The sequence below is a fragment of the Aeromicrobium alkaliterrae genome (assembly GCF_039529015.1).
GTDB classification, from domain to species: domain Bacteria; phylum Actinomycetota; class Actinomycetes; order Propionibacteriales; family Nocardioidaceae; genus Aeromicrobium; species Aeromicrobium alkaliterrae.
Genome location: NZ_BAAAME010000002.1, coordinates 390,738 through 414,312, shown reverse-complemented (window position 1 = coordinate 414,312; position 23,575 = coordinate 390,738). Strand labels below are relative to the sequence as shown.

Sequence of the window (23,575 nt, the reverse complement as noted above, 5' to 3'; positions counted from 1 at the left end):
GCCTCAGCGGTGAGCAGACGTGAAGCAGGTCGGGCTCAGTACGCGCAGTCGCGGCAGATGAGCTGCGTGCCCTTCTCCTCCGCGAGCTGGCTGCGGTGGTGCACCAGGAAGCAGGAGCTGCAGGTGAACTCGTCGAGCTGCTTGGGAACGACCTGGACGGCCAGCTCCTCGTGCGAGAGATCAGCACCGGGGAGCTCGAAGGACTCGGCCGCCTCGACCTCGTCCTCGTCGACCTTGCCGGAGTTCTTCTCGTGGCGACGTGCCTTGAGCTCCTCGATCGAGTCCTCGGACTGCTCCTCCTCGGTCTTGCGGGGAGCGTCGTAATCGGTGGCCATGTGTGAGTTCCTCCAGCGTCAGGCGTACCCGGTGGTGTGGGCGGTCAAGATGACGTCGTGATCGCGCGTCCTGGGTGCGGGTCGAGCGTCCGGCCGGGTGATTGTTGCACACCGACCCCAGAGCGACGTCAGAACCCACAAGCGCGGACGAGCTCGAAATATTCCGGCGCGATCTCCGGGTGCGCACCCATCACCAGTCGGCGGTCCGGAGCGCCCTCCAGGCCGGAGAGGACGCAGCCCGCCTCCGTCGCGATCAGGCCGCCCGCCGCGAGGTCCCACGGCTGCAGTCCGCGCTCGACGTAGGCGTCGACGGTGCCCTCCGCGAGCGCGCAGAGGTCGAGTGCCGCGGCGCCGATGCGACGGATGTCCCGGACCTGCGGCAGGAGCTGCGTGACGCTGGCTCCCTGCGCGGCCCGGACCTCCGGGTCGTAGCCGAACCCCGTCGCGACCAAGAGGTGGGTCAGGGGCGGCGGGGTCGGCGTGACGAAGCGACGCGGCTCGCCGTCGAGCCGGTACGCGCCACCGCCGAGCGTCGCGCCCCACGCCCGCCCGTCGGCGACGTTGACGACGAAGCCCGCGACGACCTGGTCGCCCGTGCGCGCCGCGATCGAGACGGCGTACGCCGGCACGCCGTACATGAAGTTGACCGTGCCGTCGATCGGGTCGACGACCCACTCGACGCCGCTCGTGCCGACCAGCGTGTCGCCCTCCTCGCCGAGGAACCCGTCGTCGGGGCGGGCCTCGGCCACCAGGCGGCGTATCAGCTCCTCGCTCGCCCGGTCGATCTCGGTGACGGGATCGGTCGCGCTCGACTTCACGTCGGCGACCGGGACGCGTCCCTCCGGACGGCGCCGGCGCACGAGCTCGGCGGCCTCCCGCCCCACGTCCACCGCGAGCGACAGCAGCTCGCCGTGCTGGCCGGCGAAGGCGTCCGCGCTCACGCGAGCGCCGTGCGGGTCGAGCGGGCGTTCAGGCAGCAGTCGGCGGCACAGTGGTCCGCCCACGGCGGCATGTCGCCCAGCGTCGCCCGGTCGGGGTCCTCGCCACGCAGCGCAGCCGCCCGCTCCAGGACCAGGTCGCGCACCATCGCGATGAAGGCGTCGGCGGTGTCGGGCGTCCCGACGCGCACGTAGGTCAGGCCGAGCTCGGCAGCGGTGGCCGAGGCCTCCGTGTCGAGGTCGTAGACGACCTCCATGTGGTCGGAGATGAAGCCGATCGGCACGACCGCGACCGACGTGACGCCCTGCGCGCTGAGCTTCTCGAGGTGGTCGTTGACGTCGGGCTCGAGCCACGGCACCTGCGGCGGGCCCGACCGGGAGCAGTAGACGAGGTCGTGCTCGGCGTGACCGACGGCGTCGCTGACGAGCCGGGCGACCTCGCGGTGCTGACGCTCGTACGCGAAGGCACCGGGCCCGCCCGAGGCCTCGTTCATCGTGTCGGGGATCGAGTGGGTCACGAACACCAGCCGCGTGCCGTCCGGTGCCGCGTCGAGCGCGGCGCGCACGGCGTCGGTGACGGGCTCGACGAATCCCGGGTGGTTGAAGTAGTGCCGCAGCCGGTGCAGCCGGACGTCGAGGCCCTCGGACGCCTCGAAGAGATCCTCGCGGTACTGCCGGCAGCCGGAGTACGACGAGTACGCGCTCGTGACGAAGCAGGCGATCTCGCGGTGCCCGTCGGCGACCATCTGCTCCAGCGTCTCGCGCAGGTAGGGGTCCCAGTTCCGGTTGCCCCAGTACACCGGGAGGTCGACGCCGTTCTCGGCGAGGTCCGCCTGGATGCCCGCCATCAGCGCGCGGTTCGCGTCGTTGATCGGCGATCGGCCGCCGAAGCCGAAGTAGTGCTCACCCACCTCGACGAGGCGTTCCTTCGGAATGCCCTTGCCGCGGGTGACGTTCTCGAGGAACGGGACCACCTCGTCGGCGTGCTCGGGGCCTCCGAAGGAGACCAGCAGGATCGCGTCCAGCGGTGCGGTGTCGTGCATGGACCCATCGTGTCACCCCGCCCGAGAACTGCTGTCGGTGTGCCGCCCTAGAGTGACCCCGGACCCGACGAGGAGGACGACCGATGGCATCGCCGTACCGCGTGGTCCTCTCGCGTCCGGGCACCTTCGCGTTCAGCTCGACGGGCCTCGTCTCGCGCCTGCCGCTGTCGATGCTCGGGCTGTCGATCGTCATCGTCGTCGCGGGCCGCACCGACTCGTACGCGTTCGCCGGCACGGTCTCGGCGGCGTACGTGCTCGCGGCCGCGGCCACCGCTCCGCTGCAGGGTCGCCTGATCGACACGTGGGGGCAGTCACGGGTCCTGGTCCTCTGGGCGCTGGCGTTCGGCACGGGCGTGGCCCTGCTGGTCCTGGCGATCGCGCAGGACGCTGCGACCCCGCTGCCCCACCTGGCCGCCGTCCTGGCCGGTGCGGCGACCCCGCAGACCGGCAACATGGTGCGCGCCCGCTGGTCGCACCAGCTCGACGACCCCGACGAGCTCAACACGGCCTTCGCCCTCGAGGCGGTGCTCGACGAGGTCGTGTTCATCGTCGGGCCCGTCGTCGCCACGTGGTTGACGCTGCAGGCGCACGAGTTCGCCGGCATCGCCCTCGCGGGCGTCGTCGGCACCCTGGGCAGCCTCGCGCTCGGTGCCCAGCGGGCGACCGCTCCCCCGACGGTCCGGCACGAGACGGGCCCGCGTCCGCCGCTCGACCCGCGCATCCTCGTCCCGGTCGTCGTCGCGAGCATCGGCATCGGCATCATCTTCGGCGCCGCCGAGGTCGTCGTGGTGGCGCTCACCGAGGAGCAGGGCCGTCCGGGCCTGGCCGGCGTGATGCTGGCGGTCTGGGCCTTCGGCAGCCTCAGCGCCGGTCTCGCGGTGGGCCTGCTGCCGACGCCGGACGACGTCGTGCGACGCCTGCGTCTCGCGCTGGTCGCCCTGACTGTCTCCTTCGTGCCGCTCGCCCTGCTCTCCGAGCTCGGCTGGACGGCGGTGTTCCTCCTGGTCGGGGGCGCCGCCATCTCGCCGACCCTCGTCGCCGCGGTCCACCTCGTGCGTCAGAACGTGCCCGAGGCCCGCCTGACGGAGGCCCTGTCGTGGACCACGCTGGGTCTCTCCGTGGGTGTCGCGCCAGGCGCCGCGCTGTCCGGATGGGTCGTCGACCACGCCTGGAACGCCTCCGCGGGGTTCCTCGTGCCGCTCGCCGCGGGAGTCGTCGCGACGGGTGTGGCGTTTCTCTTCCGACTCCCGCAGTCAACCGAGGTCGCGCGGCACTAGGGTGGACGTGTCATGACCGACGCTCAGCACCTGCCCGCGCGCGCCGTGGCCCTGGCGCGCTCGTGGGTCGACGCCTCGCCACGCCGCCGGGTCGACCCCGCGGCGCGCCGTCTCAGCGACCTGCTCGCCGATCCTGACGGTCTCGAGTTCACGATCGACTTCGTCGACCGGGTCATCCGTCCCGAGGACCACGACGTCGCGGCGGCCAACCTGCGCCGCCTCGCGCGCCGTCCTCCCGGCTTCCTGCCGTGGCACCAGCGCTCGGCGCTGCGCTGGGGCGCCCGGCTCTCCCGCGTGGCCCCCGGCTTCGTCGTGCGCACCGCCACCAAGGTCCTGCGCCGCCTCGTCGGTCATCTCGTCGTCGACGCGCGGCCCGACCCCCTCGGCTCGACGATCGCGCACCTGACGAAGGGCGGCCACCGCCTCAACCTCAACCTCCTGGGCGAGGCCGTGCTCGGCGAGGGCGAGGCCACCCGCCGCCGCGACGCCGTCGTCGACCTGCTGGGTCGCTCCGACGTCGACTACGTGTCGGTCAAGGTCTCCTCGGTCGCGAGCCGCCTGTCGCTGTGGGGCTTCGACGCGACGGTCGCGCGCGTCGTCGAGCACCTGCGTCCGGTCTACGCCGCCGCGCAGGGCGACGACCCCACCACGGCGAAGTTCGTCAACCTCGACATGGAGGAGTACCGCGACCTCGACCTGACGATCGCGGTGTTCACCCGGGTCCTCGAGGACTTCCCCGACCTGACCGCCGGCATCGTGCTCCAGGCCTACCTCCCCGACGCCCACGAGGCGTACGAGCGACTGCACCGCTGGGCGTACGAGCGCCGCCTCCGCGGCGGCGCACCCGTCAAGGTCCGCGTCGTCAAGGGCGCCAACCTCGCGATGGAGCGGGTCGACGCCGAGGTGCACCACTGGCCCCTGGCCACGTGGGGCAGCAAGGCCGAGACCGACGCCTCGTACAAGCGGCTGCTCGACACGGCCCTGCAGCCCGACCGGGTCGACGCGATCCGGATCGGCGTGGCCGGGCAGAACCTGTTCGACATCGCGTGGGCCTGGCTGCTCGCCGAGGACCGCGGCGTCACCTCCGCGATCGACGTCGAGATGCTGCTCGGCATGGACGCGGGCCCCGTCCGGGCCGTGCGCGACACCGTCGGACAGGTCCTGCTCTACACGCCGGTCGTGCACCCCGACGAGTTCGACGTCGCGATCGCCTACCTCGTGCGCCGCCTGGAGGAGAACGCCAGCAGCGAGAACTTCATGTCGTCGGTCTTCGGACTCGACGACACCGCCACCTTCACCCGTGAGGCCGACCGGTTCCTCGCCTCGGTCGACCTGATGGAGCGCGCCGCCCCGACGCGCCACCGCACGCAGGACCGGCGCCACGAGACGTTCAAGACCGAGGTCGCGGCCTTCGCGAACACCCCCGACACCGACCCGTCCCTCGCCGGCAACCGCGCCTGGGCGCTCGAGCTGCTCGAGCGCAGCGCCTACACGACGCTCGGGCGCCAGACCATCGAGGACGCCCGCATCCACGGTCCGGCCGGGCTCGAGACGCTGGTGCGGCAGACCCGCGAGGCCGGCACCCGGTGGCAGGCCCGCGACGCCCAGGTCCGCAGCTGGCTGCTGCACCAGGCCGGGCACGCGCTGGCGCACCGCCGCGGCGACCTCGTCGCGGTCATGGCCGCCGAGGCCGGCAAGACCGTCGCGCAGGCCGACGTCGAGGTCAGCGAGGCGATCGACTTCGCCCACTACTACGCCGAGTCGCTCCTGCGGCTCGAGGCCGTCGACGGCGCGGTGTTCGTCCCCTCGGCGCTCACGGTGGTGACCCCGCCGTGGAACTTCCCCGTCGCGATCCCGGCAGGCTCGATGCTGGCGGCGCTCGCCGCCGGCAGCGCCGTCGTCGTCAAGCCCGCTCCGCAGGCGCAGCGATGCGCCGCCGTGGTCGTCGAGGCGCTGTGGCAGGCCGGCATCCCGCGCGAGGCCCTGCGCCTCGTGACGGTTCCGGAGGGCCCGCTGAGCAAGGCGCTCGTGGCGCACTCCGACGTCGACCGGGTCATCCTGACCGGCGGCTGGGAGACGGCCAACCTGTTCCGCTCCTGGCGACCCGAGCTGCGCCTGCACGCCGAGACCAGCGGCAAGAACGCCCTCGTCGTCACGCCCAGCGCCGACCTCGACCTCGCGGTCGCCGACCTCGTGCAGAGCGCGTTCGGCCACGCGGGGCAGAAGTGCTCCGCGGCCAGCCTCGGCATCCTGGTCGGCTCGGTCGGCGACTCCGAGCGCTTCCGTCGCCAGCTCGTCGACGCGGTCCGCTCGATCCACGTCGCGCACCCCACCGACCCGTCCGCCGAGATGGGTCCGCTCGTCGAGACCCCGGGCGAGAAGCTGCGGTCGGGGCTGACCGAGCTCGGCGAGGGCGAGTCGTGGCTCGTGGAGCCCGAGCAGCTCGACGCGACGGGGCGCCTGTGGTCGCCCGGGGTGCGCACCGGCGTGCGTCCGGGCAGCGAGTTCCACCGCACCGAGTACTTCGGTCCCGTGCTCGGCCTGATGCACGCGCCCGACCTCCCCACCGCGATCACCTGGCAGAACGCCACCGACTACGGACTCACGGCGGGCCTGCACTCGCTCGATCCGCAGGAGATCTCGACCTGGGTCGACCGGGTCGAGGCCGGCAACCTGTACGTCAACCGCGGCACGACCGGGGCGATCGTCCAGCGGCAGCCGTTCGGTGGCTGGAAGCGCTCCACGGTCGGTCCCACCACGAAGGCCGGCGGCCCCAACTACCTGGTCCGCCTCGGTGAGTGGACCCCGCGTCCGCTGCGCCGTGTCGCCGACGTCGAGACCAGCGACGCGGTCAGCGGGCTGTTGCTGCCCAACGTGCTCGACGACCTCCCCCGCGCCGACGTGGCCTGGCTCGACGCGGCCGCCCGTTCCGACGAGCTGGCCTGGCGCCGTGAGTTCGGTCTGACCAAGGACGTCTCGAAGCTCACGGCCGAGCGCAACCTGCTGCGCTACCTCCCCGTTCCGGTCGTGGCCCGGGTCGAGGGCTCGCGTCGCGACGTCCTGCGCCTCGCCCTGGCCGCAGCCCGCGCCGGCGCGCCCATCGTCATCAGCACCGACACGCGGGTCCTCGTGCCCGGGGTCGAGGTGCACGTCGAGGGCGACGACGCCTGGCTCGAACGTCTCGACTCCACCCGCCCCGAGCGGGTCCGGCTCGTGCGGGCCTCCCACGTGGCGGCGGCGCGCGCCGTCGACGGCGACCCGGACGTCGCGTTCGTCACGGGCGAGGTCACGCAGTCCGGCCGCGTCGAGCTGCTGACGTTCCTGCACGAGCAGTCGATCTCGATCACCCATCACCGCTTCGGCAACCCGGTGCCGGCTCTCGCCGGCCTGCTGCCGCGCGGTCCTCGGTGAGCCAGCGGGCCCTCGGCGGCAGGATGAGCCCAGCGGCGCGTCCTCCCGGATTCGCCGGTGCTTCGGGTGACAATGACAGGGCAGCAAGGAGGCGACATGCGTGAACTCGGTCCGGACCGGCTGAGCGACGACGGCGAAGGCCTCGTCGCCCGCGATCCGGGGACCGGCGAGGAGTTCACGGTCCCGATCGACGACCGGCTCAAGCGGATCGTCGCGCTCTCCGAGCACCGCCGCCGACCGGGGTATCGTCCTCGGGAGTCCACGAAGTCCGGAGATTCGATCATGCAGAGTGCGCTGAGCCCGCGTGACATCCAGACCCGCATCCGTCGCGGCGAGACCGTCGCGGAGGTCGCCGATGCCGCGGGTGTGCCGACCGAGCAGATCGACGGTTTCGCGACGCCCGTGCTCGCCGAGCGCGCCTACATGGCCGAGCAGGCCCGCGCGACCCCGCTGCGCCGCAAGCACGTCGGCGGTGCGCCCGTCGCGCTCGGCTCGATCGTCGACGAGTGCCTGGCGGCCGCCGGATCCCCGCCCGACGACGCGGCCTGGGACGCCTGGCGCCGTGAGGACGGCCGCTGGGCCGTCATCGTGACCCCGACCGGCGAGCCGTCCGCGCACTTCATCTTCGACGTCAAGAGCCGCTTCGTGCTCCCGGCTGACGACCTCGCGCACGGGCTGGTGGGCGACGTCGCCCACCCGGACGAGTCGTCCGACATGGCCTTGGCCGACGCGGTGCGTCACCAGGGCGATCCGGTCGAGGGCGAGGGCTCGGTCGTCACCGCCGCCCAGGTCGTCGCCGAGGACTACGCCACCAGCGCTCCGGTCGCCTCGCTCAAGGAGGCGCGCGACCGTCGGGCCCTGGAGCAGATGGCGCACGTCGAGCCGGCCTCGGACGACCAGCATCCCGACCAGCTCGACTTCGGCGACCTCGACGAGAGCCGGACCGAGCCGGAGCCGGAGCTCCAGCCCGCCCCGGAGCGCGCCGAGACCTCCGCTCCCCCCGTCGACGACGAGCCGGCCGCCCCGGCCGCCGAGGACAAGCGCAAGCACGAGCGCCGGCGCGTGCCCAGCTGGGACGAGATCATGTTCGGCGGCCGCGACGGCTGACGCCGCTCCACCCCGAGGGGCGGTGGATCCACCACCTTTCGGGCCTCCGCACGCCAGGGGGCGGTGGCTCAGCCACCTTTGGGCACCCTTGAAAGGTGGCTAGCCCACCGTCCACCCCCGCGGCCGCCCGCGAACGGTGGCAGATCCACCGCCCAACCCCTGGCGGGGTGGGGTCAGTCGAACGGCAGGACGTCGGGCGACATCGCGGCCGCCTGGGCCGCGGCGGCCGTCAGGCGGCGGCGGTGGTGACGCCGGCACAGCACCTCGTAGCCGACCTGGGGCAGCGGGCGGTCCGGGTCCTCGACGTCGCCGACCACGATGACGTCGCCCTCGGTCACCATGACGCCGTTCTCGGTGCGAGCGTTGTGCGTGGCTCGGGAACCGCACCAGCAGAGCGTCTCGACCTGCAGCGTCAGGACGCGGTCAGCGAGCTCGACCAAGCGGGCCGAGCCCTCGAACAGCCGTGTGCGGAAGTCGGTCAGGATGCCGAAGCAGAAGACGTCGATGTCGAGCTCGTCGGCGATCTTGGCGAGGGTGTCGATCTGGGACGTCGTGTAGAACTGCGCCTCGTCGGCCACGATGTAGTCGATCCGCTGCGCGTGCGTCAGCTCGTGGACCACGTAGCCCCAGAAGTCGAAGTCGGCGTCGACCTCGATCGCCGAGACCGACAACCCCAGTCGGCTCGAGATGACGCCGGTGCCGGCGCGGTCACGCGAGGTGAAGACCCGCCCCTGGCGCGAGCGCGCGCGGTGGTTGTGGTCGACCTGGAGGGCCAGCGTGCTCTTGCCCGAGTCCATCGTGCCGGAGTAGAAGGTCAGGTCGGCCATGGGTCCATCCTGTCAGCACCAGAGCAGCGGGATGCGGGTCTCGACCTCGCTCGTCGAGCCGTGGAATCCGGCCATCTCCATCTCGCGGGCGAACTCGCGCGAGCTGAACACCGCGAAGTCGTCCTGCGCGGCGACCACGACGTCGCCGAAGCGCTGCTCGACCTCGGGCTCGACGGTGCCGAACCAGTCCTCGCACTCCTCGCGCAGCCGCACCTCGGCCCGATCGCCGAGCAGGTCGCGCCAGCGCTGGGCGACCTCTGGCGCAGCGCCGGGACGCGTGTGGACGTGACGGAACCGCGCCTCGCCGGCCAGGAGCTCGACGTCGTCCAGCAGGCGCGGGTGCTCGTCGACGTCGAAGCGTCCCTCGACCGGGAGGTCGACCATGCCGTGGTCGGCCGTCACGACGAGGCGCACGTCGTCCGGCAGATCGGTGCGCAGGCGCCGCAGGTCGTCGTCGATGCGCCGCAGCTCGACCCGCCACTCCTCGCTCGTGCAACCGTGCTTGTGCCCCGTGTGGTCGAGATTCGACTCGTAGGCGTAGACCGCCGGACGTCCGTCGGCCTCGGTCAGGTCGAGCAGCACGTCGTGACGCTCCCAGCTCGAGGTCACCCCGTGGTACGGGACGTCGCGCTGGCTGCACTGGGTCAGGCCGGAGCCCCTGAAGCGCGCCTCGTTGACCGCGGCCGACGCGATGCCCTCGCGCGCCATGCGCGTCAGCACCATCTCGTGGGGCTGCCACTCGCGCGGATCGAGCGGGCGGTCCCAGGCGATCGAGTTGAGCCGCTCCCCCGTCTCGGGCACCCGCACGGTGTACCCGGACACGCCGTGGCGGCCAGGGGCGAGCCCGGTGCCCAGCGAGGTCAGGCTCGTGACGGTCGTGGACGGGATGTTGCTGCGCACTCCCGGGACCGCCTCGAGCCCGCTCAGGAACGGCGCATGCGCGGCGTTCTCGCGCAGGTTCAGCTCTCCCAGGCCGTCGACCAGGAACACGACGTAGCCGCGCGCCTGCGGCAGCCCGAGGACGTCGACCAGGCCGGGCACGCCGAGGGCGGCGCCCACCGACGGCCACACGTCATGGATGTGCGGTGATCCCGGGGACGACGACACGGTCAGCCGCGGCCCAGCGCCGAGGGTCGCGACGTGACGGTCGAGAGGTGTCGCGCGAAGGCGAGCAGCTCCTCGACCGCGTGGCCGCCGTCGCCGGCGGTCGCGAGACGCAGGGAGAAGTCGTCGCCGCTGATCGAGCCGGTGTATCCGTGGTCGGCCTCGCAGCTCGGGTCGTCGCAGCGTGCGGGCTCCAGGTCGACCCGGGCGACCGCGCCCCAGCCGATCGTGAGCACGGCCTCCTCGAGCTTCCCGGCCGTGGAGACGATGCGGGAGACGACGACCGAGGCGACCCGCTCGAGGCTGACGGCCTCCGAGGTCGTCGACGTGTACGGGCGCGGCACGAGGTCGTCCGGGGCGTGCTCGTCGGTGTGGAGCAGCACGATGCGCGTGTCGGTGAGCACCAGCACCGTCATGTGACGGCGGATCTCGTCGCGGTCGAAGGTGGGCTCGTGGTGCGCGACGAACGCGCCCACCTCCTCACCTGCAAGGGCGTCACGGAGGCCGTCGGCGACAATGTCGGGGTAGTACCCGCTGCGCGAGATCGCGGCGTAGAGCTCGGCGGTGCGGTCGATGGCCATCACGCCAGCGTATCGCCCAGCGGGGTGGGCGAGTTCAGGCGACGGGTGTACCACTCGCCCCGTCGGTCCTGGGTCGGGACGACCTTCGCGCGGGCGCTGAGCACCGTGACGCCGTCGGGTCGCACGACGACCGGCTCGAGGTCGAGCTCGGAGACCTCGGGCAGGTCGTCCTTGAGCGCGGCGACCCGCAGCAGCAGGTCGTGGATCGCGGGCACGTCGACCGGCTCGGAGCCGCGGTACCCGAACAGCAGCGGCGCGGCCCGCAGGTCGGTGACCATCGTCGAGACGTCGACGTCGGTCAGCGGCGGGATGCCGTACGTGCGATCGCCCAGCAGCTCGCTGGGCGCCCCGGACAGACCGAACGCCACGAGCGGGCCGAACAGGCCGTCCTCGGACGCACTGAGGGCGAGCGGCACGCCGTCGTTGACGGTGCGCTGCACGTAGAACCGGGTGTCGGCGCGGACGCCGGACCAGCGCGACATCTCCTCCCACGCCCGACGCATGTCGTCGGCCGAGTGGATCGCGCGCCAGATGTGGGCGAGGTCGGGGCGGGCACGCAGGTGCTCACTGCCGGCCTTGAGCACGACGTCCCAGCCGAGCTGCTCCCCCGCCGCGACCGCCTCGTCGGCGTCGTGCACGTTGATCCAGGTCCACATGTCGATGCCGTAGCAGTCGAGCAGCGCGTGGACCTGCTCGGTCGAGAGCACGGCACCCCGGGGCGCGAGCTCGAGGACCTGGTCGATCAGCGCGCGGGCGTCGCCGGCGCGGATGTCGTCGAAGTGGGCGAAGTCGCCGTGCTCGCGCGAAGCCCACTCGGCGTAGTTGACGACGCGGGCCAGGGCGCGCACGGCCGACTCGGGCGCCGAGTACGACGGCACCGAGCCGCGACCGGCCGAGCCGCCCGCGACGTCAGGCACGCGCAGCAGCTCGGGGACGCCCTCGCTGCCGAGGAAGGTCGACACGATGGGCTTGTCGGACTGCTCGCCGATCGCCGCCAGCACGTTGGCGACCTCCTCGCCGGTCGTGTTGAGCGGCGGGATGTAGACCACGACCAGCGCGTCGACCAGCGGGTTGGCCAGGGCGTTCTCGATCGCGGCCTCGAAGTCCTCGGCGTCGGCGGACGCGCCCAGCGAGACCGGCTTGAGCACCTCCAGGCCCGCGGCGCTGCCGGCGTCGGCGACGAGCAGCGCCATCGCGTCGGAGTTGCCGACGATGGCCACGCGGTTGCCGCGCGGCAGGGGCTGGTGGGCCAGCACCTGGGCGACGTCGAACATCTCGTCGAGGGTGTCGACCTGGATCACGCCGGCCTGGCGGAACATCGCGTCGACCGCCGCCTGGGGCGCCGAGCTGCGGCGGACGGTGTGCCCCACGGGCACGCCCTGGGTGGACCGGCCGGACTTGACGGCGACGATCGGCTTGGTGGCCGCGACGCGACGGGCGATGCGCGAGAACTTGCGGGGGTTGCCGATCGACTCCAGGTACAGCAGGACGACTTCGGTCGAGTCGTCCTCCTGCCAGAACTGCAGGAGGTCGTTGCCCGAGACGTCGGCACGGTTGCCGGCCGAGACGAAGGTCGACAGGCCGAGCCCGCGGCGCGAGACGGTCTCCAGGATCGCGGTGCCCAGGGCGCCGGACTGGCAGAAGAAGCCGACGCGCCCCTGCGGCGGCATCGCCGGCGAGAGCGAGGCGTTGAGCTGCACCTGCGGCGCGGTGTTGATGACCCCGAGGCAGTTGGGGCCGATCAGCCGCAGGCCGTACGAGCGGCACAGGCCCAGGAGGCCCCGCTGGCGCTTGCGGCCCTCGGCACCCTCCTCGGCGAAGCCGGCCGAGATGACCACGAGGCCGTGGACGCCCTTCGCGGCGCAGTCCAGGACGACGTCGGTGACCGACTCGGCCGGGACCGCGACGATCGCGACGTCGACCTCGCCGGGGATGTCCTGCACCGTCGCGTACGCCGGCAGGCCCGAGACGGCCTCGGCACTGCTGTTGACCGCGTAGACCGCGCCCGAGTAGTCGCCGAGCACGAGGTTGCGCACCATGGCCTGGCCGATCGAGTCCTGACGGCGGCTGGCGCCGACGACCGCGATGCTGCGGGCGTCGAAGATGCGGGCGATCGAGGCGGCCTCGGCGCGCTGCTCGCGCGCCCGCATGACGCCGACCGAGGTGTCGGTGGCGTCGAGCGGGAAGGTCAGCTGCTGCACGCCGTCGGCCAGCTCGGCGGTGAGCGAGTAGCCCATCTCGCGAAAGACCTGGAGCATCCGGTTGTTGCTCGGCAGCACCTCGGCGTGGAAGCGCTCGAGCCCGCGCTCGCGGCCCGCCTGCGCCAGGTGCTCCAGCAGGAGCTGGCCGATGCCGCGGCCCTGGTGGGCGTCCTCGACGAGGAAGGCGACCTCGGCCTCGGCCGGGCTGGTGGCGTCGTAGCGCCCCACGGCGATGATCCGCCCGTGCAGCGTCACCACGAAGGCGACGCGCTGGTCGTGGTCGACCTCGGTGAAGCGCCGCACGTCGCGCGCCGACAACGTCGGGTACGGGGCGAAGAAGCGGAAGTACTTCGACTCCTCCGAGACCCGCGCGTAGAACGCGATGAACTCCTCGGAGTCGGCCGAGACGATGGGCCGCAGCTGGGCGACGCGGCCGTCGCGCAGCAGGACGTCGGCCTCCCACTCCGGGACCGGGTGGAGGTCCACCGTGTCGGGCGCTTCGGTCACGAGGTCAATCTACCGCCTGCGGGCCCGCAGCAGGCCTCCCGGCGTGGCTCCCGCGGGTCGGTCGGGCCGTGCCGACACAATGGTGGGCGGTCCCGAGCCCCGGGACCCCGATGGAAGGACGGCATGGCGCGCAGGTCGAGCACGGGACGCACCGAGGTCGAGGACGACTTCGAGGAGCACATCGTCGACACCGACATCCGGGAGGAGATGCGCTCGAGCTTCCTCGAGTACTCCTACTCGGTCATCTACTCGCGCGCCCTGCCGGACGCCCGCGACGGCCTCAAGCCGGTGCAGCGGCGCATCCTCTACACGATGGACGAGATGGGCCTGCGCAGCGATCGCGGGCACGTCAAGTCGGCCCGCCCCGTCGGTGAGGTCATGGGTCGGCTCCACCCGCACGGCGACAGCGCGATCTACGACGCCCTCGTGCGCCTGGTGCAGAGCTGGTCGCTCCGGGTGCCGCTGATCGACGGCCACGGCAACTTCGGCTCGCCCGACGACCCGCCTGCCGCGATGCGCTACACCGAGTGCCGCATGGACGCCGCCGCCGAGGCGATGACCGCGTCGATCGACGAGGACACCGTCGACTTCCGCCCCAACTACGACGGCCGCGAGACCGAGCCGGTGGTCCTGCCGGCCGCCCTGCCCAACCTCCTGGTCAACGGCGCCTCGGGCATCGCGGTCGGCATGGCCACCAACATCGCCCCGCACAACCTCGTCGAGGTCGTGCAGGCCTGCCGCCACCTGATCAAGCACCCGAGCGCGACGCTCGAGGACCTGATGCGGTTCGTGCCGGGTCCCGACCTGCCCACGGGCGGCAAGATCATCGGCCTCGACGGCGTGCGCGACGCGTACGCCGCGGGCAACGGGTCGTTCCGCATGCGCGCCACCGCCCGCATCGACCAGGTGGGCCGCCGCAAGGCCGTCGTCATCACCGAGCTGCCGTACAACGTCGGTCCCGAGAAGGTCATCGAGGCCGTCAAGAAGCTCGTCCAGAGCAAGAAGCTGCAGGGCATCGCCGACCTGAAGAACCTCTCGGACCGCCACGCCGGCCTCGAGATCGTCATCGAGGTCAAGAACGGCTTCGTGCCCGAGGCGATCCTCGAGCAGCTCTACAAGCAGACCCCGCTCGAGACGTCGTTCGGCATCAACGCGGTCGCCCTGGTCGACGGCCAGCCGCGCACCCTCGGGCTCAAGGAGATGCTCGAGGTCTACCTCGAGCACCGCTTCGACGTCGTCCGCCGCCGCACCGGCTTCCGCCGCGCGAAGGCGGCCGCGCGCCTGCACCTGCTGGAGGGTCTGCTGCTGGCCCTCGTCGACATCGACGAGGTCATCCAGCTGATCCGCGGCAGCGAGAACCGCGGCGAGGCGCGTGAGCGGCTCATGCAGGTCTTCGACCTCTCGACCGAGCAGGCCGAGTACATCCTGAACCTGACGCTCGGCCGCCTGACCCGGTACGACCGCATCGCGGTCGAGAACGAGATCGCCGAGCTGCGCCGCACGATCGAGGAGCTCGACGCGATCCTCGGCGACGACGCGCTCCTGCGCGCCGTCGTCAGCGACGAGCTCGCCGCGATGGCGAAGCAGTTCGGCACCCCGCGGCGCACGATCCTGCTGGAGTCCGCCGGCCAGACCGTCACGGCGGCGACGCCCGTCGAAGTCGCCGACGACCCGTGCTGGGCCCTGCTGTCGGCCACCGGCCTGCTCGCCCGCACCGCGGACGCCACCCCGCCGGGCCCGGTCGAGTCGCGCGCCGCGCACGACGTCGTGGTGGCCGCCGTGCGCACCACGGCGCGCGGCCAGATCGGCCTCGTCACGGCCGACGGTGTCGTGCGGCGCCTGTCGGTCCTCGACCTGCCCGCGCTGCCGCCCACGGCCTCCGCGCCGTCGGTGCAGGGTGGCGTGCCGCTCAGCGAGCTGCTCGCCACCGATGCGACCCCGGTGACGCTCATGACCTTCGGCGACGACCAGCCGGGCCTCGCGCTCGGCACGCGCCAGGGCATCGTCAAGCGGGTCCGCCCCGACCACCTCAAGGGCCGCGACGAGTGGGAGGTGGTGAGCCTGGCCGACGGCGACGAGGTCGTGGGGGCCGCCGACCTCGTCACGGGCACCGAGCAGCTCGCCTTCATCACCTCCGACGCGCAGCTCCTGCACTTCGGGTCCGACCTCGTGCGGCCGCAGGGCCGCAGCGGCGGCGGCATCGCGGGCGTCAAGCTCGCGGCGGGCAGCCACGTCGTCGCGTTCGGCGCGGTGCGTGACGTCGAGGCGGCCCACGTCGTCACGGTCGCGGGCAGCGCGTCGGCGCTCCCGGGCACCGAGTCCGGCGCCGCCAAGGTCACGCCGCTGGCGGTGTACCCGAGCAAGGGACGTGCCACGGGTGGCGTCCGCTGCCAGCGCCTGCTCAAGGGCGAGGACGCGCTCGTCGTCGCCTGGGTCGGCGACGGCGAGCCCATGGCGTGCGCCGCGAGCGGCTCCCCCGTGCCCCTGCCCGAGGTCGACACCCGCCGCGACGGCTCCGGCCTCCCGCTCGACCAGCCGGTGCTGGCCGTCTCGGGTCCTGCCGGTGGCCTGGTCGGCGTGTCAGACTGACGGGGTGCGCGCACCCCGACTGATCCCCCGTGTCCGGCTGGCGGCCCTTCTGCTCCCGGCCCTGCTGGTCCCTGCCCTGCTGGCCGGGTGCAGCGGCGGTGGCGACGAGGAGACCACCGACCCCGACGCAGCGGCCACCCGGCTGAGCGCCGCGGCGGCCGAGCTGGGCAGTGCTGAGCGCCTCGACTTCTCGCTCTCGCTGGACGGGAAGCTGCCGTCGGGCGTCAAGGGGCTCGAGTCGGCCACGGGGTTCGGCAACCGCACGCCCGCCTTCGACGGCGACGTCAAGATCGCCACCGGTGGGACGAGCCTGACGGCGGAGGTCATCGCGGTCGACGGCCAGGTGTGGGCCAAGACCAGCTTCTCCCCCGACTTCTTCACGATCGATCCCGCCGAGTTCGGGGCCCCCGACCCGGCCGTGCTGATCGGCGGGACCGACGCCGGGATCGCCTCGCTGCTCGACCAGGTCGACGTCGGCAAGGCCACCCAGGAGCGCGACGGCAAGCTGGTCCTGACGGCGATCAGCGGCACGGTCCCGGGCGACCTGGTCGCGGCCCTGATCCCCTCGGCCGACGCCGGCTCCGACTTCGACGTCGTCGTGCGGCTGACCGAGGACGACCAGATCCACGACGTCACCCTGACCGGTGGTTTCTACCCCGACACCGACGACGTCACGTACGTCGTGACGGTCAGCGCCTCCTCGAAGTCGCCGACGATCGAGGCCCCGGTCCGTACCGGCGGCGCCTGAACCCGGACCGCCGATGACCCAGCCGCAGCCAGCCGGCGTGCGCGCGGCGACCCACGGGCTGCTCGCGCTCGCGGCGGTCGCGATCGGCTTCGCCGCGGCCGACACCTACGTCGTCGTCCTGGCACTGCCGGACATGATGTCGGCGGTCGGCCTGGACGTCGACCAGCTGCAGCGCGCCGCACCGATCGTCTCAGGCTTCCTGCTGGGCTACGTCGCGGTGCTGCCCCTGATCGGCCGCATCGCCGACGTCCGTGGACGCCTCCCGGTCCTGACCGGCTGCCTCGTGGTGTTCGCGATCGGCTCGGTCGTCACGGCCGCCGCCTACGACCTGGAGTCGATGGTCGCCGGTCGCTTCGTGCAGGGGCTGGGCGGAGGCGGCCTGATCCCGCCGACGCTCGCCCTGGTCGCCGACGCGTGGCCTCCGGAGCGTCGAGGTCTGCCGCTGGGCGTCGTCGGCGCGGTGCAGGAGCTCGGCAGCGTCATCGGGCCCCTCTACGGTGCGGTGGTCCTGGCCGTCGGCGACTGGCGCGACATCTTCTGGCTCAACGCCGCCGTGGGCGCGCTGATCGGCGCAGCGATGCTGCGGCTGCGCACCGGCGACCCGGCCGTCGCGACCGGCACCGGCGACGACCCGGCCGACGACCCACCATCGCGAGGCGTGCCCGACGTGATCGGAGCGCTGCTCGCGGTCGTCGCCGTGGTCGTGCTCGTCGTCGTCATGATCGAGCCCGAGTCGCTGACGCGCGGCATCACGAGCGGCCTGGCGTTCATCCCGGTCACCGGCGACTCGCGCTGGCTCACGCCCCTGGCCCTGGCGCTCTACGCCGTCCTCGCCCTGTTCGTCCTGCGCCAGCTGACGGCCCGCCGCCCCTTGGTCGCGATGCGCGCGTGGCCTGAGGTCACCCGGCAGATCGACCTGCTCGGCGCCGCCCTGCTCGCGATCGCGCTCGGCACCGTGATCGTCTCGTTCGCGTCGGCCGACCCCGAGCAGCACGCGATCTCGCCGGACGCGCCCTGGCTCCTCGCGATCGGCGCGGCCGCACTGGTGGGGTTCGTCGTCCGACAGCGCACCGCCCGCGACCCGCTCGTGCCCCGGGGCGCCCTCGCCTCGCGGCCCGCCTGGGGCGCGGTCGTCGTCTCGTTCCTGATCGGTGGCTCGCTGATCGCCGCCCTGGTCGACATCCCGCTGTTCGCACGGCTCACGGTCTACCGCGACTCCCAGCTCGACGCCGCCCTCGTGCTGGTGCGCTTCCTCGTCGCGCTGCCGATCGGCGCGATCCTCGGCGGGTGGCTGCTGCGCCGGGTGCCGCCCGCGCCGCTGACGGCCGTCGCGATGCTGATCTCCGCCGGCGCGTTCTGGCACATGACGACGTGGGGGCGCACCTCGCTGGAGTCGCCGGTCGAGACCCTGTCGCTCGTCGCCGGCGGTCTCGGATTCGGTCTCGCGATCGCCCCCGTCAACGCCGCGCTGCTCGACCACACCCGCGACGCCGTGCACGGCATCGCCAGCGCGCTGCTCGTCGTCGCTCGGATGGTCGGCATGCTGATCGGCATCTCGGCGCTCACGACGCTCGGCCTGCGCGCGTTCTACGCCGAGGCGGGCGACATCGGGTCGCCCGCCGAGGTGTGCGGCGGCACGACGCGCTGTCGCGCGTACGACGACCTGGTGCTGGACGCCGGCATCACCCAGCTCCACACCGTCTTCGCTGCGGCGGCCGTGCTCGCGCTCGCCGCGGGGCTGCTGGCCCTCGTCCTGCTCCGCCGGTCCCCTCGCTAGAATCGCGGGGATGTCGCGACGCTCCCCGCACGACCCGAGCTCGTCGCAGCAGTCTCGGATCAGGTCGACCGTGGCGTCCCTGCGCCGCAGCGTCGTCCCCGACATCGCCCTGGCGGCCGTGATCTCGTACGTCGCGATCCGGCTGCTGCTGGTGCCGATGAACGTCTACGGCGAGCCCCGCGGCTTCGACCACCGCAGCGTGTCCGACGACCTGCTCGGCTTCACGATCGTCTGGGTCCTCGTCGCCCTGCTGCTCGTCGTGACCCGCCAGCGGTGGCTCGTGACGGCGGCACTCCTCGGCATCGCGGTGGCGACCTGGGTCGCGCACGGCGAGAAGCTCGAGACGACGGGCGACCCCCTGATCCCGAGCGACCTCAACTTCCTCGGCGACCTGGGCTTCCTGGCCTCCCAGACCGACACCCGCACCGTCGCGATGCCGCTCGTCGGGCTGGGCGTCGCCGTCGTGGCCGCGCTGTACCTGGACCACCGCCGGCGCCGCGCGCTGCGCCTGTCCACGCCCGCCAGGGCGCGGCGTCGCGTGACCAGCCTGGCCCTCGCCCCCGTCCTGGCGCTGTCGTTCGCCACGGTCATGGACTTCAACCGCGCGGGCAACGTGGTGCACGGCCTGTACGGCTCCGACATCGACTGCTGCCCGTTCGACCAGGTCGAGAACCACGACACCAACGGCTTCGTCGGCGCGTTCCTGTCCGCGATCCCGACGACGCTGATGCAGGTCCCGGACGGCTACGGGCGCGACGCGATCCTGGAGATCGCCGAGCGCTACACGCAGGACATGCCCGATCCCACCGACGGCCTGCGGCTCAGCGACGTCAACCTCGTGCTGGTGCTCGGCGAGAGCCTGGCCGACCCGACACGGCTCGAGGGCCTGGAGATCGAGCGCGACCCGCGACCGCTCCAGCGCGAGCGCGAGGCCGAGGGCTGGTACGGCTCGACCGCCGCGACCTACTACGGCGCCGGGACCTCGACGATGGAGTACCAGGTGCTCACGGGCCAGTCGATCGCGTTCGTCGAGCCGCAGATCTTCTCCCCGTACCAGTCCACCATCGCGAGCCGGACCGGCTTCCCCTCCGCCGTGGAGTGGCTCAGCGACCACGGGTCGGCCGCCATCGCGATCCATCCGTACGACGGGCGCATGTACCAGCGTCGGGCGGCGTACGACACGCTCGGATTCGACCGGTTCGTCGAGATGTCCGACTTCGAGGACCCGGTGCGCATCGAGGGCAACCCGAACATCTCCGACGCGACGGCCTTCGAGACGACGCTGACGATGCTGCGGTCGGCCGAGAGCCCGACGCTGGTCAACCTCGTGACGATGCAGAACCACCTGCCGTTCCGCGACTGGTACGCCGACCCGCCGCAGATCTCCGGACTCGTCGGCGACGAGGACTCCGAGACCGCGCTGGCGACCTGGATCGCCGGCCTGGAGTACAGCGACTCCGCGTTCGACGACTTCCTGACGGGCGTCGCCGAGCTGGAGCGACCCACGGTCGTCGTCTACTACGGCGATCACTACCCTCCGATCCTGCCCGACGAGCTGCTCGACGCGAACCCGCGCGCCGAGGCGTTCCTGACGCCGCTCCTGGTCTGGGCGAACGTGCCGGTCGCCGACCCGGGCCGCGACCTCGGGGTCGTCGACACGACCGACCTCGTGCCGATGGCGGCCGAGATGATCGGTGCGCCGCTCCCGCCGTACTACCGGCTCCTGCAGCAGGTGCAGGACGAGATCGGGTCGGTCGGACGCGGCATCATCATCGGCAACGACCGCGCCGAGATCGCCGAGGCCGACCTGTCCCCCGCGCAGCGCCGGCTGCTGCACGACTACCGGCTCGTGCAGTACGACTTCTCGGTCGGCGAGGGCTACGGCCTCGACCGGCTCTGGTACGACTGGGCACCCTGAGCCGCGCCGAGTGGCGTCGATATCCTGTCGCCATGGCCTTCGACGACCTCCTTGCCGCCAACCAGACCTACGCCGCCGACTTCCACCACGGTGGCTTCGACGGCATCGCGCGCGCTGGCGTCGCGATGGTGACCTGCATGGACTCGCGGATCGACCCGCTGCGCATGATCGGCCTCGAGCCGGGCGACGCGAAGATCCTGCGCAACCCGGGAGGCCGCGTGACCGACCAGGTCCTCGTGGCCGTCGTGCTCGGCGTGACCCTGCTGCAGGTGCGGCGCGTCATGGTCGTGCAGCACACGCGCTGCGCGATGGCCTCGGCACCCGAGGAGGAGCTGCAGGCCCGGGTCAGCACCGCGACCGGCACCGACGCCAGCTGGATGACGCTCGGCGCGATCACCGACCAGGAGGCCACGATCCGGGCCGACGTCCACAAGGTCGAGAGCCACCCCCTGGTGCCGGACGACATCGAGGTCGCGGGCTTCGTCTACGACGTCGACTCCGGCCTGCTCCGCCCCGTCGCCTGACCCGCACCACCAGGTCAGTACCGGGCGAACACCTGGACGAAGGTCCGCGGCAGACCGCAGGGTGACGTCGCGGTGTAGCCGATCCCGATGTGCGTGAAGTCGCCCTCCAGGTTGGCGCGGTGACCGGCCGAGTTGATCCACGCCTGGACCACGGTCGTGTACTGCTGGCCTGCGGCGATGTTCTCCGCCGCAGCGCGCCACCCTCCGGGGATCTGGCTCGCATAGCTCGGGTTGTGCCGGAAGTCGCAGGTCGTCGCCATCTGCGCTGACCAGTTCTGGGCCACCTGGCTCATCGGCTGGCTCAGCTGCAGCGCCGGCTTGCCCTGCTGCGCGCGGAAGCGGTTGGTGTCGTCGAGGATGCGCTGCACCTCGATCGGCACCGCCGGACGCGTCACGGCCGCCGTCGCGGCGCTGGTGCGCACCGAGGCCGACGCGCCAGCGCGGGTCGCGGTCGCGCGGAAGGTCAGCGTCGCGCCGAGGTCCGCCTCCTTGACGGTGTAGCCGATCGACGTGGCGCCCGAGATCGGCGAGCCGTTGCGGAGCCACTGGTACGTGACCGAGGTCGGCTGCGGCGTCCACGTGCCGGGGGTGCCGCGCAGGCGCGTGCCGACGACGGCCGCACCGCTGATGGTCGGTGTCGGCTGGGACGTGAACGGCCCCGCAGCCGCGCCGTCGCCCGAGCCGAACCGGTCGTCGAAGCGGAACAGGAACGCGGCCATCTGCTCGCGCAGCACCGGCTGCGAGGGGCGGAACGTGCCGTCGGAGTAGCCGGTGGAGATCCCCGTGCCGGAGAGCCAGCGGATCTGCTCGGCGAACGTGCGGCCGGACGGCACGTCCACGAACGACCCGCTGCCGGATCCGGGAGCGGCCTGCAGCGCCCGGAACCGGTACAGGAACGCGGCCATCTGCTCGCGCAGCACGGGCTGCCCCGGACGGAACGAGCCGTCGTCGTAGCCGGTCGAGATGCCGGAGTCGGCGAGCCACACGATGGCTTGGTAGAACGCGTGGCTTCGCGGCACGTCCGTGAACGGGCTGGTGCCCGGCAGGTCGCTGACGGCCGGCTGACCGGCCTGGCGCCACAGGAACACCGCCATCTGCTCGCGCAGCACCGCCGCACCGGGCCGGAACGTGCCGTCCGCGTAGCCCGTCGTGATCCCTTCGTCGGCGAGCCACTCGATCTGCGTGGCGAAGACGTGCGAGTCCGGCACGTCGACGAATCTCGTGGCCGTGGCCGACGTCGTCCCGGTCATCACGAGACCGGTCACGAGCAGCAGGACGGCGAGTGGACGACGGAACATTGGGGGCACCTCCGCGGTTTCCCCGACCGTAACCCGCGTCACGGTCACGCGCACACGCGTCGGCACACCCTTCGAGGCTCGTCGTCCCTCCTCGCACTGGGGGCACCTCCCACGACGAAGTCGGAGGGGGACAGGGCCCGGAAGACCAACCGCCCCCTGAGGTGCCGCGAGGTACGAGCGGCCTCGAAGGGGGTACCGCCACCACCCGTGGCCACCGCACGCCCCTACGCGTCGGCTCAGCCTCCGGAGGTGGCGTCCTCAGCGGCGGGGTCGAGCGCGCCGTCGACCTCACGGGAGTCGAGCCACCCCTCGGGCACCACGACCCGCTTGGGCGTGCCCTGACGCCCCCGGGGACGCCCGAGCTCGGAGACGGGGAACGGCTCGCGGGGATCGAGCTCGGCCAGGAGCGCGTCGAGCGCGGCGTAGGAGGAGACCGTGCCGAGCCGGCTGCGGACGGCCGAGCCGGCCGCGAAGCCCTTGAGGTACCAGGCGACGTGCTTGCGGAACTCGATGCAGCCGCGCTCCTCGCCGAGCCACCCGCCGAGCAGCTCGGCGTGCCGGCGCATCACGGCCGCGACCTCGCCCAGCGTCGGCGTGGTCAGGACCTCCTGACCCGTGAGGGCGGCGGCCAGGTCGCGGAAGAGCCACGGTCGACCGAGGCAGCCGCGTCCGACGACGACGCCGTCACACCCGGTCTGCTCCATCATCGCGACCGCGTCGCCGGCCTCCCAGATGTCGCCGTTGCCCAGCACCGGGATCGACGTCGCGGCCTTCAGCTCACCGATCGCGGCCCAGTCGGCCTGGCCGGAGTAGTGCTGCACCGCGGTGCGGCCGTGCAGCGCGATCGCGGCGCACCCCGTGTCCTCCGCGACGCGACCGGCGTCCAGGAACGTGAGGTGGTCGTCGTCGATGCCCTTGCGGGTCTTCATCGTGACCGGCACGCCGTACGGCTCGGCGGCGGCGACGGCCGAGGTGAGGATGCGGCCGAGCAGGCCAGCCTTCCAGGGCAGCGCGGCTCCCCCGCCCTTGCGGGTGACCTTCGGCACCGGGCAGCCGAAGTTGAGGTCGACGTGCTGCACGCCGTGCTCGTCGCACAGGATCGCCACGGCGCGGCCGATCGTGTCGGGATCGATGCCGTACAGCTGCACGGAGCGCACCGTCTCGACGCCCGAGAACGTCAGCATCGCCAGGCTCGACCGGTCGCCCTCGACGATGCCGCGCGACGTGATCATCTCGCAGACGTAGAGCCCCGCTCCTTGCTCGGCGCAGAGCTGGCGGAAGGCGGCGTTCGTGACGCCGGCCATGGGGGCCAGGACGACGGGGACGGGTACCTCGAGATCGCCCAGGCGCAGCGGCGCCGGCATCGTCGAGGTCGTCATCGGGCCATTCT

At 72.6% G+C, this 23,575-nt stretch carries 17 protein-coding genes; 8 read left to right on the top strand and 9 right to left on the bottom strand.

Annotation, left to right across the window (positions count from 1 at the left end; translation table 11 throughout):
• Positions 1-35: 35 nt before the first annotated feature.
• The 3 genes from ABD127_RS03030 to ABD127_RS03020 all read right to left on the bottom strand — a co-directional run bounded on the left by ABD127_RS03030 (position 36) and on the right by ABD127_RS03020 (position 2,316).
• Complete coding sequence (locus ABD127_RS03030; protein WP_229051226.1) at positions 36-335, bottom strand: DUF4193 domain-containing protein; 300 nt, start codon at positions 333-335, stop codon at positions 36-38.
• A 128-nt stretch (positions 336-463) separates the two neighbouring features.
• Positions 464-1,276 (bottom strand): inositol monophosphatase family protein, encoded by an 813-nt coding sequence (locus tag ABD127_RS03025; RefSeq protein ID WP_344197588.1) that lies wholly within the window; start codon positions 1,274-1,276, stop codon positions 464-466.
• Positions 1,273-2,316, bottom strand: a complete 1,044-nt coding sequence (locus ABD127_RS03020; RefSeq protein ID WP_344197586.1) for a ferrochelatase — start codon at positions 2,314-2,316, stop codon at positions 1,273-1,275. The genes ABD127_RS03025 and ABD127_RS03020 overlap by 4 nt, the downstream gene beginning before the upstream one ends.
• Positions 2,317-2,399: 83 nt before the next feature.
• Here ABD127_RS03020 and ABD127_RS03015 point away from each other — a divergent pair, with 83 nt between their 5' ends.
• From ABD127_RS03015 to sepH, 3 genes are all read left to right on the top strand, one after another.
• Entirely contained in the window at positions 2,400-3,593 is a 1,194-nt protein-coding gene (locus ABD127_RS03015; protein ID WP_344197584.1) for an MFS transporter, read from the top strand.
• A gap of 12 nt (positions 3,594-3,605) precedes the next feature.
• Positions 3,606-7,004, top strand: coding sequence for a proline dehydrogenase family protein (locus ABD127_RS03010; RefSeq protein ID WP_344197580.1), 3,399 nt, complete (start codon positions 3,606-3,608; stop codon positions 7,002-7,004).
• Between the two features lie 96 nt (positions 7,005-7,100).
• Positions 7,101-8,111 carry a septation protein SepH gene (sepH, locus tag ABD127_RS03005; protein WP_344197578.1) on the top strand — a complete coding sequence of 337 codons (1,011 nt, stop codon included), beginning with the start codon at positions 7,101-7,103 and terminating at the stop codon, positions 8,109-8,111.
• 173 nt (positions 8,112-8,284) lie between these two features.
• On the opposite strand, the gene ABD127_RS03000 is transcribed toward sepH, so the two are convergent.
• From ABD127_RS03000 to ABD127_RS02985, 4 genes are read right to left on the bottom strand one after another with little or no spacing between them, the layout of a single operon-like run.
• Positions 8,285-8,938 (bottom strand): thymidine kinase, encoded by a 654-nt coding sequence (locus ABD127_RS03000; protein ID WP_344197576.1) that lies wholly within the window; start codon positions 8,936-8,938, stop codon positions 8,285-8,287.
• A gap of 12 nt (positions 8,939-8,950) precedes the next feature.
• Positions 8,951-10,009: an alkaline phosphatase family protein gene (locus ABD127_RS02995; protein WP_344197574.1), complete on the bottom strand. Its 1,059-nt coding sequence runs from the start codon at positions 10,007-10,009 to the stop codon at positions 8,951-8,953.
• A gap of 38 nt (positions 10,010-10,047) precedes the next feature.
• Positions 10,048-10,623, bottom strand: coding sequence for a DUF5998 family protein (locus tag ABD127_RS02990; protein ID WP_344197572.1), 576 nt, complete (start codon positions 10,621-10,623; stop codon positions 10,048-10,050).
• Positions 10,623-13,331, bottom strand: a complete 2,709-nt coding sequence (locus tag ABD127_RS02985; RefSeq protein ID WP_344197570.1) for a bifunctional acetate--CoA ligase family protein/GNAT family N-acetyltransferase — start codon at positions 13,329-13,331, stop codon at positions 10,623-10,625. The genes ABD127_RS02990 and ABD127_RS02985 overlap by 1 nt, the downstream gene beginning before the upstream one ends.
• A 123-nt stretch (positions 13,332-13,454) precedes the next feature.
• Here ABD127_RS02985 and ABD127_RS02980 point away from each other — a divergent pair, with 123 nt between their 5' ends.
• The 5 genes from ABD127_RS02980 to ABD127_RS02960 are packed head-to-tail and all read left to right on the top strand — an operon-like array spanning position 13,455 to position 20,887.
• Positions 13,455-15,920 (top strand): DNA gyrase/topoisomerase IV subunit A, encoded by a 2,466-nt coding sequence (locus ABD127_RS02980; protein ID WP_344197567.1) that lies wholly within the window; start codon positions 13,455-13,457, stop codon positions 15,918-15,920.
• A gap of 4 nt (positions 15,921-15,924) precedes the next feature.
• Positions 15,925-16,668, top strand: coding sequence for an LppX_LprAFG lipoprotein (locus ABD127_RS02975; protein ID WP_344197565.1), 744 nt, complete (start codon positions 15,925-15,927; stop codon positions 16,666-16,668).
• A 13-nt stretch (positions 16,669-16,681) separates the two neighbouring features.
• Complete coding sequence (locus ABD127_RS02970; RefSeq protein ID WP_344197563.1) at positions 16,682-18,445, top strand: MFS transporter; 1,764 nt, start codon at positions 16,682-16,684, stop codon at positions 18,443-18,445.
• Positions 18,446-18,455: 10 nt separating this feature from the next.
• A complete protein-coding gene (locus ABD127_RS02965) occupies positions 18,456-20,363 on the top strand; it encodes an LTA synthase family protein (protein WP_344197561.1) in 1,908 nt (635 codons plus the stop codon).
• Positions 20,364-20,395: 32 nt separating this feature from the next.
• Positions 20,396-20,887: a beta-class carbonic anhydrase gene (locus ABD127_RS02960; RefSeq protein ID WP_344197559.1), complete on the top strand. Its 492-nt coding sequence runs from the start codon at positions 20,396-20,398 to the stop codon at positions 20,885-20,887.
• Between the two features lie 14 nt (positions 20,888-20,901).
• Here ABD127_RS02960 and ABD127_RS02955 read toward each other — a convergent pair whose 3' ends face one another.
• Positions 20,902-22,185 carry an S-layer homology domain-containing protein gene (locus ABD127_RS02955; RefSeq protein WP_344197557.1) on the bottom strand — a complete coding sequence of 428 codons (1,284 nt, stop codon included), beginning with the start codon at positions 22,183-22,185 and terminating at the stop codon, positions 20,902-20,904.
• Between the two features lie 236 nt (positions 22,186-22,421).
• Entirely contained in the window at positions 22,422-23,564 is a 1,143-nt protein-coding gene (gene dusB / locus ABD127_RS02950; protein ID WP_344197555.1) for a tRNA dihydrouridine synthase DusB, read from the bottom strand.
• Positions 23,565-23,575 lie beyond the last annotated feature (11 nt).

Excerpts from the sequence above, each read along its gene's own strand:
- ABD127_RS02990 (WP_344197572.1), bottom strand. The coding sequence starts at position 10,623 with ATGGCCATCGACCGCACCGCCGAGCTCTACGCCGCGATCTCGCGCAGC.
- ABD127_RS02960 (WP_344197559.1), top strand. The coding sequence starts at position 20,396 with ATGGCCTTCGACGACCTCCTTGCCGCCAACCAGACCTACGCCGCCGAC.
- ABD127_RS02955 (WP_344197557.1), bottom strand. The coding sequence starts at position 22,185 with ATGTTCCGTCGTCCACTCGCCGTCCTGCTGCTCGTGACCGGTCTCGTG.
- ABD127_RS03020 (WP_344197586.1), bottom strand. The coding sequence starts at position 2,316 with ATGCACGACACCGCACCGCTGGACGCGATCCTGCTGGTCTCCTTCGGA.
- ABD127_RS03015 (WP_344197584.1), top strand. The coding sequence starts at position 2,400 with ATGGCATCGCCGTACCGCGTGGTCCTCTCGCGTCCGGGCACCTTCGCG.
- dusB (WP_344197555.1), bottom strand. The coding sequence starts at position 23,564 with ATGACGACCTCGACGATGCCGGCGCCGCTGCGCCTGGGCGATCTCGAG.
- sepH (WP_344197578.1), top strand. The coding sequence starts at position 7,101 with ATGCGTGAACTCGGTCCGGACCGGCTGAGCGACGACGGCGAAGGCCTC.
- ABD127_RS03010 (WP_344197580.1), top strand. The coding sequence starts at position 3,606 with ATGACCGACGCTCAGCACCTGCCCGCGCGCGCCGTGGCCCTGGCGCGC.
- ABD127_RS02970 (WP_344197563.1), top strand. The coding sequence starts at position 16,682 with ATGACCCAGCCGCAGCCAGCCGGCGTGCGCGCGGCGACCCACGGGCTG.
- ABD127_RS02965 (WP_344197561.1), top strand. The coding sequence starts at position 18,456 with ATGTCGCGACGCTCCCCGCACGACCCGAGCTCGTCGCAGCAGTCTCGG.
- ABD127_RS03000 (WP_344197576.1), bottom strand. The coding sequence starts at position 8,938 with ATGGCCGACCTGACCTTCTACTCCGGCACGATGGACTCGGGCAAGAGC.
- ABD127_RS03030 (WP_229051226.1), bottom strand. The coding sequence starts at position 335 with ATGGCCACCGATTACGACGCTCCCCGCAAGACCGAGGAGGAGCAGTCC.
- ABD127_RS02980 (WP_344197567.1), top strand. The coding sequence starts at position 13,455 with ATGGCGCGCAGGTCGAGCACGGGACGCACCGAGGTCGAGGACGACTTC.